This is a genomic window from Pseudomonas sp. SID14000, from assembly GCF_002165135.1.
GTDB lineage: Bacteria > Pseudomonadota > Gammaproteobacteria > Pseudomonadales > Pseudomonadaceae > Aquipseudomonas.
The window spans coordinates 199,974-217,540 of the sequence record NZ_NFZQ01000007.1 but is presented as its reverse complement, the minus strand read 5'-3'; the positions used below and the strand labels follow the sequence as shown (position 1 = coordinate 217,540).

The 17,567-nt window shown below is 64.6% G+C and carries 12 protein-coding genes; 4 read left to right on the top strand and 8 right to left on the bottom strand.

The genetic code is table 11. The features are described 5' to 3' along the window. Window positions 1–19: 19 nt before the first annotated feature. The 6 genes from CAY82_RS12855 to CAY82_RS12830 form a co-directional block, all read right to left on the bottom strand. Window positions 20–2,476, bottom strand: coding sequence for an EAL domain-containing protein (locus CAY82_RS12855; RefSeq protein WP_087501533.1), 2,457 nt, complete (start codon window positions 2,474–2,476; stop codon window positions 20–22). Window positions 2,477–2,618: 142 nt separating this feature from the next. Further along, on the bottom strand, window positions 2,619–4,451 hold the full coding sequence (locus CAY82_RS12850) for an ABC transporter ATP-binding protein (protein ID WP_087501532.1): 1,833 nt from the start codon (window positions 4,449–4,451) through the stop codon (window positions 2,619–2,621). Then, complete coding sequence (locus tag CAY82_RS12845; RefSeq protein WP_087501531.1) at window positions 4,444–5,076, bottom strand: DsbA family protein; 633 nt, start codon at window positions 5,074–5,076, stop codon at window positions 4,444–4,446. The genes CAY82_RS12850 and CAY82_RS12845 overlap by 8 nt, the downstream gene beginning before the upstream one ends. 3 nt (window positions 5,077–5,079) lie before the next feature. Further along, complete coding sequence (locus CAY82_RS12840) at window positions 5,080–6,012, bottom strand: rhodanese-related sulfurtransferase (RefSeq protein ID WP_087501530.1); 933 nt, start codon at window positions 6,010–6,012, stop codon at window positions 5,080–5,082. 228 nt (window positions 6,013–6,240) lie between these two features. Continuing rightward, window positions 6,241–6,537: a BolA family transcriptional regulator gene (locus CAY82_RS12835; RefSeq protein WP_087501529.1), complete on the bottom strand. Its 297-nt coding sequence runs from the start codon at window positions 6,535–6,537 to the stop codon at window positions 6,241–6,243. Between the two features lie 10 nt (window positions 6,538–6,547). Further along, the gene (locus CAY82_RS12830) at window positions 6,548–7,072 is read right to left on the bottom strand and encodes a DUF2059 domain-containing protein (RefSeq protein ID WP_087501528.1); all 525 of its coding nucleotides are present in this window, start codon (window positions 7,070–7,072) and stop codon (window positions 6,548–6,550) included. A gap of 156 nt (window positions 7,073–7,228) precedes the next feature. Between CAY82_RS12830 and CAY82_RS12825 the strand changes: the two genes are divergently transcribed. Next, entirely contained in the window at window positions 7,229–8,623 is a 1,395-nt protein-coding gene (locus CAY82_RS12825) for a class II fumarate hydratase (protein ID WP_087501527.1), read from the top strand. 160 nt (window positions 8,624–8,783) lie between these two features. On the opposite strand, the gene CAY82_RS12820 is transcribed toward CAY82_RS12825, so the two are convergent. Further along, window positions 8,784–9,743: a DMT family transporter gene (locus CAY82_RS12820; RefSeq protein WP_087501526.1), complete on the bottom strand. Its 960-nt coding sequence runs from the start codon at window positions 9,741–9,743 to the stop codon at window positions 8,784–8,786. Between the two features lie 254 nt (window positions 9,744–9,997). Then, window positions 9,998–11,491 (bottom strand): polyphosphate:AMP phosphotransferase, encoded by a 1,494-nt coding sequence (gene pap, locus CAY82_RS12815; protein WP_087501525.1) that lies wholly within the window; start codon window positions 11,489–11,491, stop codon window positions 9,998–10,000. Window positions 11,492–11,618: 127 nt separating this feature from the next. Between pap and mnmC the strand changes: the two genes are divergently transcribed. The 3 genes from mnmC to ngg all read left to right on the top strand — a co-directional run bounded on the left by mnmC (window position 11,619) and on the right by ngg (window position 17,562). Then, window positions 11,619–13,583 (top strand): bifunctional tRNA (5-methylaminomethyl-2-thiouridine)(34)-methyltransferase MnmD/FAD-dependent 5-carboxymethylaminomethyl-2-thiouridine(34) oxidoreductase MnmC, encoded by a 1,965-nt coding sequence (gene mnmC, locus CAY82_RS12810; protein ID WP_087501524.1) that lies wholly within the window; start codon window positions 11,619–11,621, stop codon window positions 13,581–13,583. Between the two features lie 442 nt (window positions 13,584–14,025). Continuing rightward, window positions 14,026–15,813: an N-acetylglutaminylglutamine amidotransferase gene (locus CAY82_RS12805; RefSeq protein WP_087501523.1), complete on the top strand. Its 1,788-nt coding sequence runs from the start codon at window positions 14,026–14,028 to the stop codon at window positions 15,811–15,813. A gap of 3 nt (window positions 15,814–15,816) precedes the next feature. After that, a complete protein-coding gene (gene ngg / locus CAY82_RS12800) occupies window positions 15,817–17,562 on the top strand; it encodes an N-acetylglutaminylglutamine synthetase (RefSeq protein WP_087501522.1) in 1,746 nt (581 codons plus the stop codon). The last annotated feature ends 5 nt before the right edge of the window (window positions 17,563–17,567 follow it).

Here is a 17,567-nt window from a genome sequence, read left to right as displayed (position 1 = left end):
TGATCCTTGCGATCTCTAGCTAACGAAACGTGCCAGGCGCCCGCTGCAACAGAGGCCGGGTGGCGATCCGTTGGCGCTGCAGACTGTCACAGGTGAACACCTGGGGGCGTTCAATCAGGTAGCCCTGGGCGTAATCAACGCCAATCTCCTGCAAGGCCTGCTCGATCAAGGGTGTTTCGACGAATTCGGCGATGGTGCGCTTGCCCATTACGTGACCGATGTGGTTGATGACCTCGACCATTGCCCGGTTGACCGGATCGTCGAGCATGTCCTTGACGAAACTCCCGTCGATCTTCAGGTAATCCACGGGCAAATGCTTGAGGTAGGCGAACGATGACATGCCAGCGCAGAAATCATCGAGCGAGAAGCGACAACCCAGCCCCTTCAACTCGTTGATAAAGCGTATGGCGCTGCCAAGGTTGGCTATGGCGCTGGTCTCGGTGATTTCGAAACAGATCATCCGCGCAGGGATGGCGTACTCGACGAACAGGCGCTGCAGGTACTCGAGGAACTTGTCGTCGCCAATGCTCGACCCCGACAGGTTGATCGCGCAGATCGACAGCGGCCCTTCACGCCCTTCGTCCAGGCACTGGTGGATGACCTTAAACACATTGCGTACCACCCAGCGGTCCAGCGCGGTCATCAGGCCATAGCGCTCGGCCGCCGGGATGAAGCTGCCGGGCAGGATGGTTCGGCCGCTTTCGTCGTGCAGGCGCAGCAGGATCTCGATATGCCCGGGGCCTTCGAATGTTTTCAGCGGGGCGATTTCCTGGGCGTACAGACAGAAGCGGTTTTCCTCCAGGGCCACGTGCAGACGCTGGATCCAGGCCATTTCGCCAAAGCGCATGGACAGCTCGCTGTCGTCGGCATGGTACACCTGCACGCGATTGCGGCCCTTTTCCTTGGCCATGTAGCAGGCCATGTCGGCGGCGCGCAGCGATGTCTCGAGGGTGCCAGGGGCCTGGGCCATGTGCACCAGGCCGACGCTGACGGTGGTGACGAACGGCCGCCCCTTCCATACGAAATGCAGGCTCTGCACCATCTGGCGCAGCTGCTCGGCAATGCGCTCGGCCTGGTCGGGCGGACAGTTTTCCAGCAGCACACCGAATTCGTCACCACCTAGCCGGGCCAGGGTATCGCCTTCGCGCAAACCGGACTGCAGCACGGCGCAGATGTGCCGCAGCAACTCGTCGCCTGCGGCATGCCCGCAGGTGTCGTTGACCAACTTGAACTGGTCGAGGTCAAGGAACATCAGCGAATGCCGCCCGGCCAGACGCGCCAGGCCATTGAGCGCCTGCTCCAGGCGGTACTCGAACTCGCGGCGGTTGGCCAGGCCGGTCAGGGCGTCGTGAGTAGCCTGCCAGGACAGGTTGGCGATGTACTGGCGCTCCTGGGTCATGTCGTGCAGCACCAGCACGATGCCACTGACCTGGCCGTCACTGACGATCGGTGAGCCGACCAGGTTGACCGACACAGTGCTGCCGTCCAGGCGCTGGATCAACCGGGCATGCTCGGCGCCGCCCCTGAGGCTACCGCTGAGCACCTGCTCGACCAGGCTGCGGCCGTCTTCCTCGGCCTGCTCGTCCACCAGGCTGAACAACGCCGACAGCGGCAGGCCCTGGGCCTGGCCGGCCTGCCAGTGGGTAAGTTGCTCGGCGGCCGGGTTCATGTAACCGATACTGCCCTCCACATCAGCGGTAATCACCGCATCGCCAATGGCCTGCAGGGTGATCTGCGCCCGCTCCTTTTCTTCCTGCAGGGCGCTGGCAAAGGCCTGGCGCTGGGCCAACAGTTTGCTGGAACGGCGCCAGGCAATGGCAATCAGGAACATCGCAGTCAGCAGGTTGGTGATCAGCAGCACCCGTAACAGCATGCGCGAGCCTTCGCCCAGGGCATCGCTGAACGCCCTGGCGGCGGGGGTTACCCCTTCGTTGATGGTGACGATACGCGCCTTCCAGTCGCTGACCGTGCGGGCATCGACCGGGCCTGCGGCGAAGCTGCTACGCATTTCCACGGCCAGCATATCCAGCTTGCTCAGGTAGTCATCGCCGATGTCCCAATAGTCGATGGCCGTCTGCATGTAGCTGACGTTGCGAAAGTTGCGGTAGAACCAGATGATCCGCTCGACATCTTCGGGGTGGTTGCCGCCTTGCAGCACAGCCTGGCGCGCGGCGTTCAGGTCGGGGATGGGCTGGTCGAGCACCTCGCGCAACTGGTGGTCGCCCTGGGGCACGGTGATGGCCTGACGATAGCGCTGGAAGGTGCTGTCGTCGCGGGTTTCAGCGTACAGGTTGAGGTAGTAGATGGCGTCTTTCTGCGCCTTGGACCACAGGCTTTCACCCGCGACATAGGCACGCACGGCCGAGAGCGTATAAAGGCTGAGGCTGCCCAAGGCCACCTGGAAGACCACAACGGCAATGAAGGGCCAGGTGATGCCGAGCAACTTTGGCGCTTCTAGAGTGCGATGTCCCTTCATGGAGTCCCTGTCACAGAGCAGATAAGGCGCAAATCAACCCAGACAAGCACAGCGTAGGCCATTTGCCACCCCTGCGGTTGGGTTTTTTATGACAGGAAATCGGGGGATTTGTACCAACAGGCCGGCACAGGCAACCACCAACTCAGCTCTGCTGCAGGTGCCCATACAACTTGGCATACAACCCACCCTCGGCAATCAGTTGCTGATGATCGCCATCCTCGGCCACATGCCCGCCATCGAACACCAGCACCCGGTCAGCCTGTTTCACCGCCGACAGGCGGTGGGCGATGATCAGTGTGGTGCGGCCGCTGAGGAAGCGCGCCAGGGCCTGGTGCAGGTTGTATTCGGTGGCGGCATCCAGAGCTGAGGTGGCTTCGTCAAGGATCACCACCTTGGGTTCGGCCAGCACCATGCGGGCAATGGCCAGGCGCTGGCGCTGACCACCGGACAAGCGCACGCCAGAGCGCCCCACGACACTGTCCAGGCCCTGCGGCAGGGCGGCGATGGTGGCATCCAGCTGGGCGATGCGCAGCGCCTGCCAGCAGGCCTCATCGCTGCAGTCACGGCCCATGGTCAGGTTGGCGCGCACTGTGTCATTGAACAAAGACGGGTGCTGCAACACCACCGCAACGTTTTCGCGCAGGGTTTCCAGGCCGATCTCCTGCAAGCTGGCACCGCCAAAGCGGATGGTGCCGGCCTGGGCGCTATAAAGGCCCAGCAACAGTTGCACCAAGGTGCTCTTGCCACCACCGCTGGCGCCGACGATCGCCACCTTCTCGCCCGGGGCGATGGACAGGTCGAGGTGCTCGAGCACCGGCTCGTCGGCATAGGCAAAGCGCAGGTCGCGCACTTCGATACCCACGGTCTCGCGGCCGGCGAACGGGTCGCTGGCAGCCGGGTACTGCGGCTCGTCGGCACGCGCAAGCAGTTCGTTGAGGCGGCTCAACGCACCTCCGGCGGCGTAGTAGGCGTATTGCAGGTTGAGCAGTTGCTCCACCGGGCCGATCATGAACCACAGATAGCTGAACACAGCCAGCATCTGGCCGATCGACAAATCGGAGAACAGCACAGTGAGCATGGCCGCGGCGCGGAAGATATCGATGCCGAACTGGAACAGCAGGCCACTGGCACGGCCGCTGGCATCGCTCTTCCATTGCGAGTCCACGGCGTAGTCACGCACTTCCCGGGCGCGCAGACCAAGGCGACCGAGGAAGTAGCCCTGGCGGTTGCCGGCGCGGATTTCCTGGATGGCGTCGAGGGTTTCCGCCAGCGCCTGGGTAAACCGCGCAGTGCTGTCGTTCTCGAGCTTTTTCAGGTGCTTGACCCGCTTGCCCAACTGCACGGTGAAGTAGATAACCAGTGGGTTGAACAACAGGATCAACAAGGCCAGCTGCCAGTGCATCCAGATAAGGATGGCCGCCGTGCCGGTCAGGGTCAGCATGGCCACCAGGAAGCGGCTGAGGGTCTCGCCGACGAATTTGTCGAGGGTGTCCAGATCGGTGACCAGGTGGGTGGTCACCGTGCCGCTGCCCAGGCTTTCGTATTCCTTCAACGAGATACGCTTGAGCCGCTCGATCAGGCGAATGCGCAGGCGGTAGACGATGTCCTTGGCCAGGCCGGCGAACAGCTTGGCCTGGATCACGTTGAATGCCAGGGCAGCCAGGCGCAGGCACAGGGTCAGCAGCAGCATCAGGCCGATGTAGCCGGCCGCCACCTGCCAACTGGACGGCAGCAGGTGGTTCATCCACTTCAGTGCGGCATCGCCATGGCCCAGCAGCACTTCGTCCACAAGCAACGGCAGCAGCAACGGGATAGGTACGCTGCAACAGGCCGCCAATACGGCGATGAGGTTGGCGGACCAGAGGCTTTTCTTGTGGTGCAGGGCCAAGCGGCGGATTTCCGCCCAGCTCAGTCGATCGGCCGCACTGTGAGGCTTGCCCGGCACCGGGTCGGGTGACCCAGGCAGATCAAGCACAGGCGGCCTGCTGCAGCCAACGGCCGAGCAAGGGTTGCAGGCGTTCCAGCGGCTGGTAGCCGTTGGTCAGCAGGGCCAGTTGGCCATTACGTTCGGCCAGCAGGGTCGGAAAACCGGCAATGCCCAGGTCCTGGGCCCAGCTGAAATCGGCTGCGGTAGCGGCGCGGGTGTCGGCACGGGCAAAGGCCTCGGCGAACCCGGCACGGTCGAAGCCTGCCTGTTCGGCCAGCTCGACCAGTTGCGGCGCAATGGTCACATCCACGCCCTGCTCGTAGAACGAACGCTGGATCAGCGCCAACAGCGGCCAGACGCGCTCGGCGTCCAGTTCGCGGGCGGTGACCAGGGCACGGCAGGCCGGCTCGGTGTCGTAGACGAAGCCCTCCGGCATGGCCCCCTCGAAGCGGAATGGCTGGCCGGTGGCATCAGCCACTGCCTGCCAGTGTTCGAGGATGTACTTGCGGGTGGAGCTGTCCAGGGCACTGCCGCCAGTGCGAAGCCCGCCAGGCACCAGCCGAGTGGGCACGCCTGCGTCACGTGCCTGGGCGATCAGGGCCGAGGCCACTGGCGCGAAACCCCAGCACCAGGAGCACATCGGGTCCATCACATAGATCAGGCGTGCAGACATGCATCAAGCCTCGGCTTTGTAGTTGTAACCGATCGGGTGCGGCAGGTTGCGGGCCTTGGCCAGCTCGATCTGCTTCTGCCGGTCGATGGCGCTACGCCGGGTCTTCTCGCTCAGGGTGTCCCAGCAATGCGGGCAGCTGACCCCTGGCGAGTAGTGCTCGGACGCACGCTCCTCTGCATTGATCGGGTGACGGCAGGCGTGGCACTGGTCGTACTCGCCTTCGCTCAGGTCATGGCGCACCGTGACGCGGTTGTCGAAGACGAAGCAGTCGCCGTCCCACAGGCTTTCTTCCTGAGGCACTTCCTCGAAGTATTTCAGGATGCCGCCCTTAAGATGATAGACCGCCTCGAAGCCTTCACCGAGCATGTAGCTGGAGGCTTTTTCGCAACGGATACCGCCGGTGCAGAACATGGCAACCTTCTTGTGCTTGCCGGGGTCGAAGTTGGCCTTGATGTAGTCAGGAAACTCGCGGAATGTTTCGGTCTTCGGGTCGATGGCGCCCTTGAAGGTGCCGATGGCCACTTCGTAGTCGTTGCGGGTGTCGATCAGCAGCACTTCCGGGTCGCTGATCAGCGCGTTCCAGTCCTTGGGCTCGACGTAGGTACCGACTGCCTTGTTCGGGTCCACGCCAGGTACGCCGAGGGTGACGATCTCTTTCTTGAGCTTGACCTTGGTGCGGTAGAACGGCTGTTCGTCGCAGTACGACTCCTTGTGGTCGACATCGGCCAGGCGCGGATCGTTGCGCAGCCAGGCCAGCAGGCCGTCGATGCCTTCGCGGGTGGCCGACACGGTGCCGTTGATGCCCTCGTGGGCCAGCAGCAGGGTGCCTTTGACGTTGTTGTCGAGCATGGTCTTGAGCAGCGGCTCGCGCAGCTCGACGTAGTCTTCCAGGGTGACGAATTTGTACAGCGCCGCGACGACGATGGGTTGGGACATGAAGCAGGTTCTCCAGGTGGTTGCCCTCGTAAGGGGCGGACCGGGTTTGACAGTGTGACAAAAAAGCAGGGGGCGCTTTGCGCCCCATTCGCGGCACAAGGCCGCTCCCACAGGGGAATGCACCAGCCGACGGGCTGCGCTATCCCTGTAGGAGCGGCCTTGTGCCGCGAATGGGCCGCAAAGCGGCCCCCGGAATGCTGCGGATTCTACCAGAACAACAGCAAGGTTTCAGTGCCCGCCGCCCGCACACACCGGCGAGGCCGGTGCAACGCCGACCTTGGCCCACTCTTCGGCGGTGTAGGTGTGGATGGCCAGGGCATGGATCTGCCCCATCAGCTCACCCATGGTGGCGTACACCTTCTGGTGGCGCTTGACGCTGTTCAACCCGGCAAACTGCTCGCTGACGATCACTGCCTTGTAGTGGGTCTCCTGACCACGACTGTGCATGTGGCTTTCGTTGAGCACTTGCAGGTGTTGCGGCGCCAGGGCAGCCAGCTGCTGTTCGATACGCTGTTGCATGGTCATCGCGGTGTACTCACTTCTTCGCCGGGGCGGCGGCCTTGCCTGCGTTCGGGTCCAGCTCCTTGGTCATGTCATCCAGCAGCTTGTTCACCACCGGTACCGCTGGCTCCAGGCTCTGCTGGGTCAACTGGGCCGACTGCTGGGTAACCTTGGGCATTTCGCGCAGCACTTTCTTGCCCAGCGGCGATTCGTAGAACTTGACCAGGTCCTTGAGCTCCTGCTCGGTGAAGGTCTGGGTGTACAGGTCGACCATCTTCGGCTTCAGCTTGTTCCAGCCGATAGCGTTGTCCAGCGCGGCGTTGGCCTTGGCCTGGTAGCTTTCCAGCACCGGCTGCTTGGCGGCCGGGGCCTTGGTCTGGGCGAAACGCTGGGCGAACATCTGCTGGACCTGCATGTACACCGGGGTGCCCAGCTTGTCGGCGTTGGCCAGGGTCAGGAACTTCTCGGCAGCAGCGTTGTGGCTGGCGGTGGCAGCGAGTACCTGGCCGCTGGCGCAAGCCAGGGCAACGGCGGCACAAAGGACACGGAGACGGGTCATTGCATTTCCTTCAGAAGAGAGGGAGGCGGGTACCTCAGGAGTAGAGCATTCTGCGCCGTGGTGGCGATGTGCTCAAGTGGCACGACGAGCGACTGAACCGCTCGGTCGAATCAGGGCCTAAACTGCGAATTCGAACTACACAGGAGTGAGTACAGAATGAGCCGTATCGAGACAGACAGCCTGGGCCCGGTCGAAGTTCCTGAGGACGCCTACTGGGGTGCGCAGACCCAGCGTTCTCTGATCAACTTCGCCATTGGCAAGGAACGCATGCCCATCGCGGTGCTGCATGCCCTGGCGCTGATCAAGAAAGCCGCGGCCCGCGTCAACGACCGTAATGGCGACTTGCCGGCCGACATCGCCCGGCTGATCGAACAGGCCGCCGACGAAGTGCTGGACGGCCAGCACGACGACCAGTTCCCGCTGGTGGTCTGGCAGACCGGCAGCGGCACCCAGAGCAACATGAACGTCAACGAAGTGATCGCCGGGCGGGCCAACGAACTGGCCGGCAAGGGCCGTGGCGGCAAGGCGCCCGTGCACCCCAACGACCACGTCAACCGCTCGCAGAGCTCCAACGACTGCTTCCCCACCGCCATGCACATCGCCGCGGTGCAGGCCGTGCACGACAAGCTGCTGCCGGCCATCACCGAACTGTCCTCGGGCCTGGCCGAGCTGTCGGCACGCCACCACAAGCTGGTGAAGACCGGCCGCACGCACATGATGGACGCCACGCCGATCACCTTCGGCCAGGAGGTGTCGGCCTTCGTCGCCCAGCTCGACTACGCCCAGCGCGCCATCCGCGCCACCCTGCCGGCGGTATGTGAACTGGCCCAGGGCGGCACTGCCGTGGGTACCGGGCTCAACGCCCCGCATGGTTTTGCCGAAGCCGTCGCCGCCGAGCTGGCGGCGCTGTCCGGCCTGCCGTTCGTCACTGCGCCGAACAAGTTTGCCGCCCTCGCCGGCCACGAGCCGCTGACCAGCCTGGCCGGCGCCCTGAAGACCCTGGCCGTGGCCCTGATGAAAATCGCCAACGACCTGCGCCTGCTGGGTTCCGGCCCGCGCGCCGGGCTGGCCGAGGTACGCCTGCCGGCCAACGAGCCGGGCAGCTCGATCATGCCAGGCAAGGTCAACCCTACCCAGTGCGAAGCGCTGTCGATGCTGGCCTGCCAGGTGCTGGGCAACGACGCGGCAATCGGCTTTGCCGCCAGCCAGGGGCATTTACAGCTGAACGTGTTCAAGCCGGTGATCATCCACAACCTGCTGCAGTCGATCGAATTGCTGGCTGATGGCTGCCGCAACTTCCAGCAGCACTGCGTGGCGGGCATCGAGCCGGATGCCGGGCAAATGGCGGCGCACCTGGAGCGGGGGTTGATGCTGGTGACGGCGCTTAACCCGCATATTGGCTATGACAAGGCGGCAGAAATTGCCAAGAAGGCCTATAGCGAAGGCAAGACCTTGCGCGAAGCGGCATTGGAGTTGAAGTACCTGACCAATGAGCAGTTCGACCAGTGGGTGAGGCCTGAGAACATGCTGGCCCCGGGGGGCAAGGGCTAACCAGGGTAGCAGGCCATTACGCGGTCATTGTGGGAGCGGCCTTGTGTCGCGAAAGGGCCGCAAAGCGGCCCCAGGATCTCTGCCTGGATGCAAAAATGCTGGGGCTGCCTTGCAGCCCTTTCGCGACACAAGGCCGCTCCCACAAAAGCGCGCAGGCCTGTCAGACCTGGGCCAACCGCGCCCTGCGCGCCCGCCACCCGGCCACCAGCGACGGCCCCAGTGCCACCAGCGCCGAGCCGAGCACCACGGTTACCGCCCCCACATAGCCCAGGGCATTGATATCCTCGGCATGCACATACTCAGGCCAAACCAGGGCTGCCAGCGCCACCGCGACAAAGGTCACCAGCGGGGTCAGCGCCAGCGTGGCACTCACCCGCGACGCCTCCCAGTGCGCCAGCGCCTCGGCGAACGCGCCATAGGCCACCAGGGTATTCAGGCAACAGGCCAGCAACAGCCAGCCTTGCACCGGGGTCAGCTGCAACGCCTCCAGCGGGTGGGCCCAGGGTGTCAGCAGCGCGGCGCAGCTGAGGTAGATCACCATCATTACCTGCTGCGAATGCCACACTGTCAGCAGCTGTTTCTGGCTAAGCGCATAGAACACCCAGATGCTGGTGGCCAGCAGGATGGTCAGCACGCCGGTGGTATAGGTGCCGAGCGAGGTCAGCAGCTCTTCCAGGCGCTGGTTGAAAAACAGGCCAAACCCCGCCAGTAGAACCAGCAGGCCCATGCCCTGCCCCAGGCTGAAGCGTTCGCGGAACACGAACACGCTGGCCACCAGCAACAACACCGGGCCGATCTGCACCACCAGTTGCGCGGTGCCCGGACTGAGCAGCTTGAGGCCAATCAGGTACAGCACGTAGTTGCCCATCAGGCCGAGCACGGCCAACACCACCAGGCCCTTGCCCTTGGTTGCCAGTTTGCTGAAGGAAGGCAACCTGCGCTTGGCGGCCAGCCAGGCGAACAGCAGGCCACCGGAAACCAGCAGGCGATACCAGGTGACAGTGACCGGGTCGACCACTTGCAGCACCTGCTTGAGCTTGATCGGCAGGATGCCCCAGAGCAGCGCGGTCAGAAGTGCCAGGAACAGGCCATAGCCCCAGCGGCCAGTAATGGTGTGCATAAAATCCTCGATCAAGCCCGTGGTGGGGGTAGTTGAATTCTACGGGCTTGGAGGGCGGAGACGGTGGCGAGTGCCGGGAAAAGAATTCATCAGGTCATTCTTCTGCGGCATGGCTTGGCGGGTGTGCTGCCTGTTCTGGCCTCTTCGCGGGTAAACCCGCTCCCACAGGGATCACACAAAATTCAGCCCTGTGGTATTCCTGTGGGAGCGGGTTCACCCGCGAAGAGGCCGGCACAGGCAAACAGGAACTTCGATTATTTCTTGTCCCTGGCAAACGCCGCCTCAAGCGCCTGGTTGATGGTGCGCAGCACCTTCACCCGAGCCCAGCGCTTGTCGTTGGCCTCCACCAGCGTCCACGGCGCGATCTCGGTGCTGGTACGGTCGACCATGTCCCCCACCGCCTGGACATAGTCATCCCACTTGTCGCGGTTGCGCCAGTCATCTTCGGTGATCTTGTAGCGCTTGAACGGGATCTGCTCGCGCTCCTCAAAGCGCTCCAGCTGAGTCTGCTGGTCGATCGCCAGCCAGAACTTGACCACCACCGTGCCGGCATTCACCAACTGCTCTTCAAAATCGTTGATCTCGCTGTAGGCGCGCATCCAGTCGGCCGGGCTGCAGAAGCCTTCCACCCGTTCCACCAGCACCCGACCATACCAGGAGCGGTCGAAGATGGTGAACTTGCCGCGCGCCGGAATGTGCCGCCAGAACCGCCACAGGTAAGGCTGCGCGCGCTCTTCTTCAGTGGGCGCGGCAATCGGCACTATGCGGTACTGGCGTGGGTCCAGCGCGGCGGCCACGCGGCGGATGGCACCGCCCTTGCCAGCAGCGTCGTTGCCTTCGAACACCGCCACCAGGGCATGCCGGCGCATGTGCTTGTCGCGCAGCAGGCCGGCCAGACGGGCCTGCTCGGTGACCAGTTGCTCCTGGTAGTCGGCCTTGTCCAGGCGCAGGGTCATGTCCAACGCGCCGAGCAGGCTGCGCTGGTCGATGCTACGGCCCAGCGGGGCAACGTTGCCCTGGTGCTTGCCTTTGTGGTTGTTGGCCAGCGCCGCCTGCAGGCTTTCCAGCAGGATGCGCCCTACCGCCAGGCTGCGGTAGTTCGGGTCGACGCCCTCGATGACATGCCACGGCGCATAGTCGCGACTGGTACGGCGCAGCACTCGCTCACCAAAGCGCACGAAACGGTCGTAGGTTTCCGACTGCTGCCAGTCCAGCGGGCTGATCTTCCAGCTGTGCAGGGGGTCGTCCTTGAGCGATTTCAGCCGCGCCTTCATCTGCTTCTTGGACAGGTGGAACCAGAACTTGATGATCAGCGCGCCTTCGTCGTACAGCATCTCCTCCAGGCGTTCGGCGCCGGTGATGGCCTGGTCGAGCACGGCATCCTTGAACACACCGTGCACCCGCCCCTGCAGCATCTGGCTGTACCAGTTGCCGAAGAACACACCCATGCGCCCCTTCGGAGGCAGGGCCCGCCAATAGCGCCAGGCCGGCGGGCGGGCCAGTTCCTCGTCAGTCTGTTGGTCGAAGGTGAGCACATCGATCATTCGCGGGTCCATCCACTCATTGAGCAGCTTGACCGTCTCGCCCTTGCCGGCGCCTTCGATGCCGTTGATCAGCACGATCACCGGGAAACGCGCCTGCTGCTTGAGTTCGTACTGGGCTTCGAGCAGGGCCTCGCGTAAAGCGGGTACCTCGGCGTCGTAAGCCTCCTTGTCGATGCTGTGGCCGATTTCGGCGGATTCGAACATGCACTGGCTCCTTCAATGGATAAGCAAGACTAGCGGATTTCATTTCTGCCCGCGAAGCGTCCGGCACAGCCTGCGCAAACCTTCCGGATGGCATAAAATCCGCCCATCCGCTGCAACCGAGCCAACCATGTCCACCCTCCTCCAGCACGCCCAGATCGACTGGGACGACCAGGGCCGCCCCCATTCGCGGCAATATGACGACGTCTATTTCGCGGTCAACGAAGGCATCGAGGAAACCCGTCACGTGTTTCTCGGGCAAACCCGCCTGGCAGAACGTTTCGCCGCCCTCGCCCCGCACGCCTGTCTGGTGATCGGCGAAACCGGTTTCGGCACCGGCATGAATTTCTACTGCGCCTGGCAACTGTTCGAGCAACACGCCCACGCCGAGGCCCGCCTGCATTTCGTCAGCGTCGAAAAGTACCCCCTCGGTCACGAAGACATGGCCCGCGCCGTGCGCCTGTGGCCGGAGCTGGCGGCCTACAGCCAGCCCCTGCTGGAACAGTACGTGGCGGTGCACCAGGGCTTCCAGCAGTTCACCTTCGACAACGGCCGGGTCACCCTCACCTTGCTGATAGGCGACGTACTGGAACAGCTGCCGCAACTCGATGCACAGATCGATGTGTGGTTCCTCGACGGCTTCGCCCCGGCCAAGAACCCCGACATGTGGACCCCGCAGCTGTTCGCGCAACTGGCGCGGCTGTCATACCCGGGTACGGTGCTAGGCACCTTCACCACCACCGGCTGGGTACGCCGCAGCCTGGTCGACGCCGGCTTCGCCATGAGGAAGGTGCCGGGCATCGGCAAGAAATGGGAAGTGATGAACGGCGCCTACGTCGGTCCCGTGTCCTGCCCCGGCGCGCCGTGGTACGCGCGCCCGGCGGCCCCACCGGGGCCGCGTGAAGCGCTGGTGATAGGCGCCGGGCTCGCCGGCAGCACAACCGCCGCCAGCCTGGCACGGCGTGGCTGGCAGGTTACCGTGCTGGAACGCCACGACACCCCGGCACAGGAAGCTTCAGGTAACCCGCAAGGGGTGCTGTACCTCAAGCTGTCCGCCCATGGCACGGCGCTGTCGCAGATGATCCTGTCCGGTTTCGGCTACACGCGGCGCCAGCTGGAGCGCCTGCAACGCGGCCGCGACTGGGATGCCTGTGGCGTGCTGCAACTGGCGTTCGACAGCAAGGAAGCCGAACGCCAGGGCAAACTGGCCGCCGCCTTCGAACATGGCCTGCTGCACTCGCTGGAACGTACAGAAGCCGAAGCTATCGCCGGGGTGGCTTTGCCAGCTGGTGGACTGTTCTATCCCGAAGGTGGCTGGGTACACCCGCCAGCGCTGTGCCAGCAGCAGTTGCAGCACCCAGGTGTTCGCCTGTTGACGCACCAGGAAGTGCTGGAGTTGCGCAAGGTCGACGAGCAGTGGCAAGCCTGGGCTGGCGAACGCCTGCTGGCCAGCGCGCCGGTGGTGGTCCTGGCCGGTGCCGCCGACGTACGGCGCTTCGAGCCATGCGCGAAGTTGCCGCTCAAGCGCATCCGTGGGCAGATCACCCGCCTGCCGGCCACCGCCGGCAGCCGCGCGCTGCGCACCGTGCTGTGCGCGGAGGGCTATGTAGCGCCGCCGCGCGGCGATGAACATACCCTGGGCGCGAGCTTCGATTTCCACAGCCAAGACCTGGCACCGACGGTGGCCGAGCACCAGGGCAACCTGGCATTGCTGGACGAGATTTCGGCCGACCTGGCCCAGCGCCTGGGCACCGCAGAGCTGGCCCCCGGGCAATTGCAGGGGCGTGCGGCGTTCCGTTGCACCAGCCCGGATTACCTGCCGATCGTCGGGCCGGTGGCGGATGCGCAGGCGTTCGCCGAGGCCTACGCAGTGCTGGGCCGGGATGCACGGCAGGTGCCGGATGTGGCCTGCCCCTGGCTGGATGGGTTGTATGTGAACAGCGGGCATGGCTCGCGCGGGTTGATCACAGCGCCTTTGAGCGGCGAACTGGTGGCGGCGTGGGTGTGCGGGGAACCGCTGCCGTTGCCACGGGCGGTGGCGGAGGCGTGCCATCCGAACCGGTTTGCCTTGCGCAGGTTGATTCGAGGCAAGTGATAAGCCCGGGGGCATGGCGTTGGATTTGTTGTGGCTTTGAGACCGAGCGCCGCCCGCGCGGCGCTTCGCGGGACAAGCCCGCTCCCACATTTTGTTGCAACGTGGCCATGCCTGTGGGAGAGGCGTTGCCCGCTTTGGTGGAGAGTTTGAGACTGGCGAGGCGGCGGTAGCGCCAGCCGGGAAATCGCGTCAAGGCAACAAGGCTGACAACCATGGCCTGACAGGTTCGGCACGTTGCAACAAATGTGGGAGCGGGCTTGTCCCGCGAAGCGCCGCGCGGGCGGCGCTCGGTCTCAAAGCCACAACAAATCCAACGCCATCCCCTTCACTCCAACCTCATATAACAGATCGATCTAAAACTCTCAAAAACCACATGGGTCAGTTCCTTAAGGTGCCCTAATCCGGGGCACCCCCTCCCCAACGGAAAAACCGGTAAGGACCTATGTGCGGATTAGCAGGAGAGTTGCGTTTCACCCCCATCGACCAAGCCCCTCGCCCAGCCGACCTGGCTGCGGTAGAGCGCATCACCCACCACCTGGCGCCCCGCGGCCCGGATGCCTGGGGCTTCCATAGCCAGGGCCCGATCGCCCTCGGCCACCGGCGCCTGAAAATCATGGACCTGTCCGACGGCTCTGCCCAGCCGATGGTCGACAACACCCTGGGCTTGTCGCTGGCCTTCAACGGTGCCATCTACAACTTCCCCGAGCTGCGCCAGGAGCTGCAAGCCCTGGGCTACACCTTCTGGTCCGACGGCGACACCGAGGTGTTGCTCAAGGGCTACCACGCCTGGGGCGCGGCGCTGCTGCCCAAGCTCAATGGCATGTTCGCCCTGGCTATCTGGGAGCGCGACAACCAGCGCCTGTTCCTCGCCCGCGACCGCCTGGGCGTCAAACCCTTGTACCTGTCGCGCAACGGCGAGCGACTGCGTTTCGCCTCGGCCCTGCCAGCGCTACTCAAGGGTGGTGACATCGACCCGATGCTCGACCCGGTGGCACTCAACCACTACCTGAACTTCCACGCCGTGGTGCCGGCGCCACGCACCTTGCTGGCCAACGTGCAAAAGCTGGAGCCCGGCACCTGGATGCGCATCGACCACCGTGGCGAAGTGGAACGCCAGACCTGGTGGCAGCTGCACTACGGCGCCAACCCCGACGAACGTGAGCTGGACCTGGAAGGCTGGACCACCCGCGTGCTCGACGCCACCCGCGACGCCGTGGCCATCCGCCAGCGTGCAGCGGTGGACGTAGGTGTGCTGCTGTCTGGCGGGGTCGACTCAAGCCTGCTGGTGGGCCTGCTGCGCGAAGCAGGCGTGGACGACCTGTCGACCTTCTCCATCGGTTTCGAGGATGCCGGCGGCGAACGCGGCGACGAATTCCAGTATTCCGACCTGATCGCCAAACACTATGGTACCCGTCACCACCAACTGCGCATCGCCGAGCACGAGGTCATCGACCAGTTGCCAGCCGCTTTCCGCGCGATGAGCGAGCCAATGGTCAGCCACGACTGTATTGCCTTCTACCTGCTGTCGCGGGAGGTGGCCAAGCACTGCAAGGGCGTGCAAAGCGGCCAAGGCGCCGACGAGCTGTTCGCCGGCTACCACTGGTACCCGCAGGTGGACGGCGCCCAGGATGCATTCACCGCCTACCGCGAGGCCTTCTTCGACCGCACTCACGCCGAGTATCGCGACACCGTGCAGGCACCCTGGTTGCTCGAAACCGACGCGGCCGGCGACTTCGTTCGTGAACACTTCGCCCGCCCCGGCGCCCCCGACGCGGTAGACAAGGCGCTGCGCCTGGACAGTACGGTGATGCTGGTCGACGACCCGGTCAAACGGGTGGACAACATGACCATGGCCTGGGGCCTGGAGGCGCGCACGCCGTTCCTCGACTACCGCCTGGTGGAACTGTCGGCGCGCATTCCGGCGCGCTTCAAGCTGCCCGATGGCGGCAAGCATGTGCTCAAGCAGGCGGCGCGGCGAGTGATTCCACACGAAGTGATCGACCGCAAGAAGGGTTACTTCCCGGTGCCGGGCCTGAAACACCTGGAAGGCGCCACCCTCGGCTGGGTGCGTGAGCTGCTGACCGACCCCAGCCAGGATCGCGGGCTGTTCAACCCGGCCATGCTCGACCGCCTGCTGAGCAACCCGCACGGCCAGTTGACCCCGCTGCGCGGCTCCAAGCTGTGGCAGCTGGCGGCGCTGAACCTGTGGCTGAGCGAACAAGGAATCTGACCGATGAAAGCTCACGAAACTGCCTACGGTCAGCGCCTGTTACGCGGCCAGGCGCCGTCCTACGAGCGCCTGCAGGCGCGCCTGGCCGGCGACGGCAGCCAGCCCCACGCCCAGCCGCGCGCCGTGCATTGCGGCTGGGGCCGGCTGCTGATTGGCCACACCTACCCCAACCCGGCCGACCTGGCCGCCGACCTGCTGGAAGAACGCCCCGGCGAGCGCGACATCGCGCTATATGTGGCCGCGCCGCAGCAGTTGCTGGCCCAGGCCCCGCAGCAACTGTTCCTCGACCCGTCAGACACCCTGCGCCTGTGGTTCACCGATTACCGCCCAGCGCAGCGTGTGTTCCGTGGCTTTCGGGTGCGCAGGGCGCAGAACCCCGGCGACTGGCAGGCGATCAACACCCTGTACCAGGCGCGTGGCATGCTGCCGGTCGATGCCGAGCTGATCACCCCTCTGCACCTGGGCGGCCCTGTGTACTGGCTGGCCGAGGACGAAGACACCGGCGCGGTGATCGGTAGCGTCATGGGCCTGAACCACGCCAAGGCGTTCGACGACCCCGAGCACGGCAGCAGCCTGTGGTGCCTTGCCGTGGACCCGCACTGCACCCGCCCCGGCGTGGGTGAAGTGCTGGTGCGCCACCTGGTCGAGCACTTCATGAGCCGCGGCCTGGCCTACCTGGACCTGTCGGTGCTGCACGACAACCGCCAGGCCAAGCGCCTGTACCAGAAGCTGGGCTTTCGCAACCTGCCGACCTTTGCGGTCAAGCGCAAGAACGGCATCAACGAGCAGCTGTTTCTCGGGCCTGGGCCTCAAGCCGACCTCAACCCGTACGCACGCATAATCGTCGACGAAGCGCTGCGTCGGGGTATCGAGGTACAAGTGGACGATGCTGCCGGCGGCTTGTTCACCCTCAGCCTGGGCGGGCGTCGCATACGCTGCCGTGAGTCGCTCAGCGACCTGACCAGCGCCGTGACCATGACCCTGTGCCAGGACAAGCGCCTGACCCGGCATGCCCTGCACAGCGCCGGGTTGCAGGTACCGGCGCAGCAGTTGGCCGGCAATGCCGATGACAACCTGGCGTTTCTCGACGAGCATGGCGCGGTGGTGGTCAAGCCGGTCGATGGCGAGCAAGGGCAAGGGGTGGCGGTGAACCTCACCTGCATCGACGACATCACCCGCGCCGTGGCGCATGCCCGCCAGTTCGACAGCCGCGTACTGCTGGAAAGCTTCCATGCCGGGCATGACCTGCGCATCGTGGTGATCGGCTATGAAGTGGTGGCCGCCGCCATCCGTCACCCGGCGCAGGTACTGGGCGATGGCAATCACAGCATCCGCCAACTGATCGATGCCCAGAGCCGTCGGCGCCAGGCGGCAACCGGTGGCGAAAGCCGTATTCCGCTGGACGACGAAACCGAGCGCACACTGCGCGCGGCGGGCTTGGGCTATGACGACGTGTTGCCCGCCGGCCAGCGCCTGGCCGTGCGACGCACCGCCAACCTGCACACCGGCGGCACCCTGGAAGACGTGACAGAGCGCCTGCACCCGGCGCTGGCCGACGCTGCCGTGCGCGCTGCACGGGCGCTGGAGATTCCAGTGGTGGGGCTGGACTTCATGGTGCGTGATGCCGGGCAGCCAGAGTACGTGATCATCGAGGCCAACGAGCGTGCCGGGTTGGCCAACCATGAACCGCAACCGACCGCCGAGCGTTTTATCGACCTGCTGTTTCCGCATAGCCGGCCTTTGGCGTAACCGCT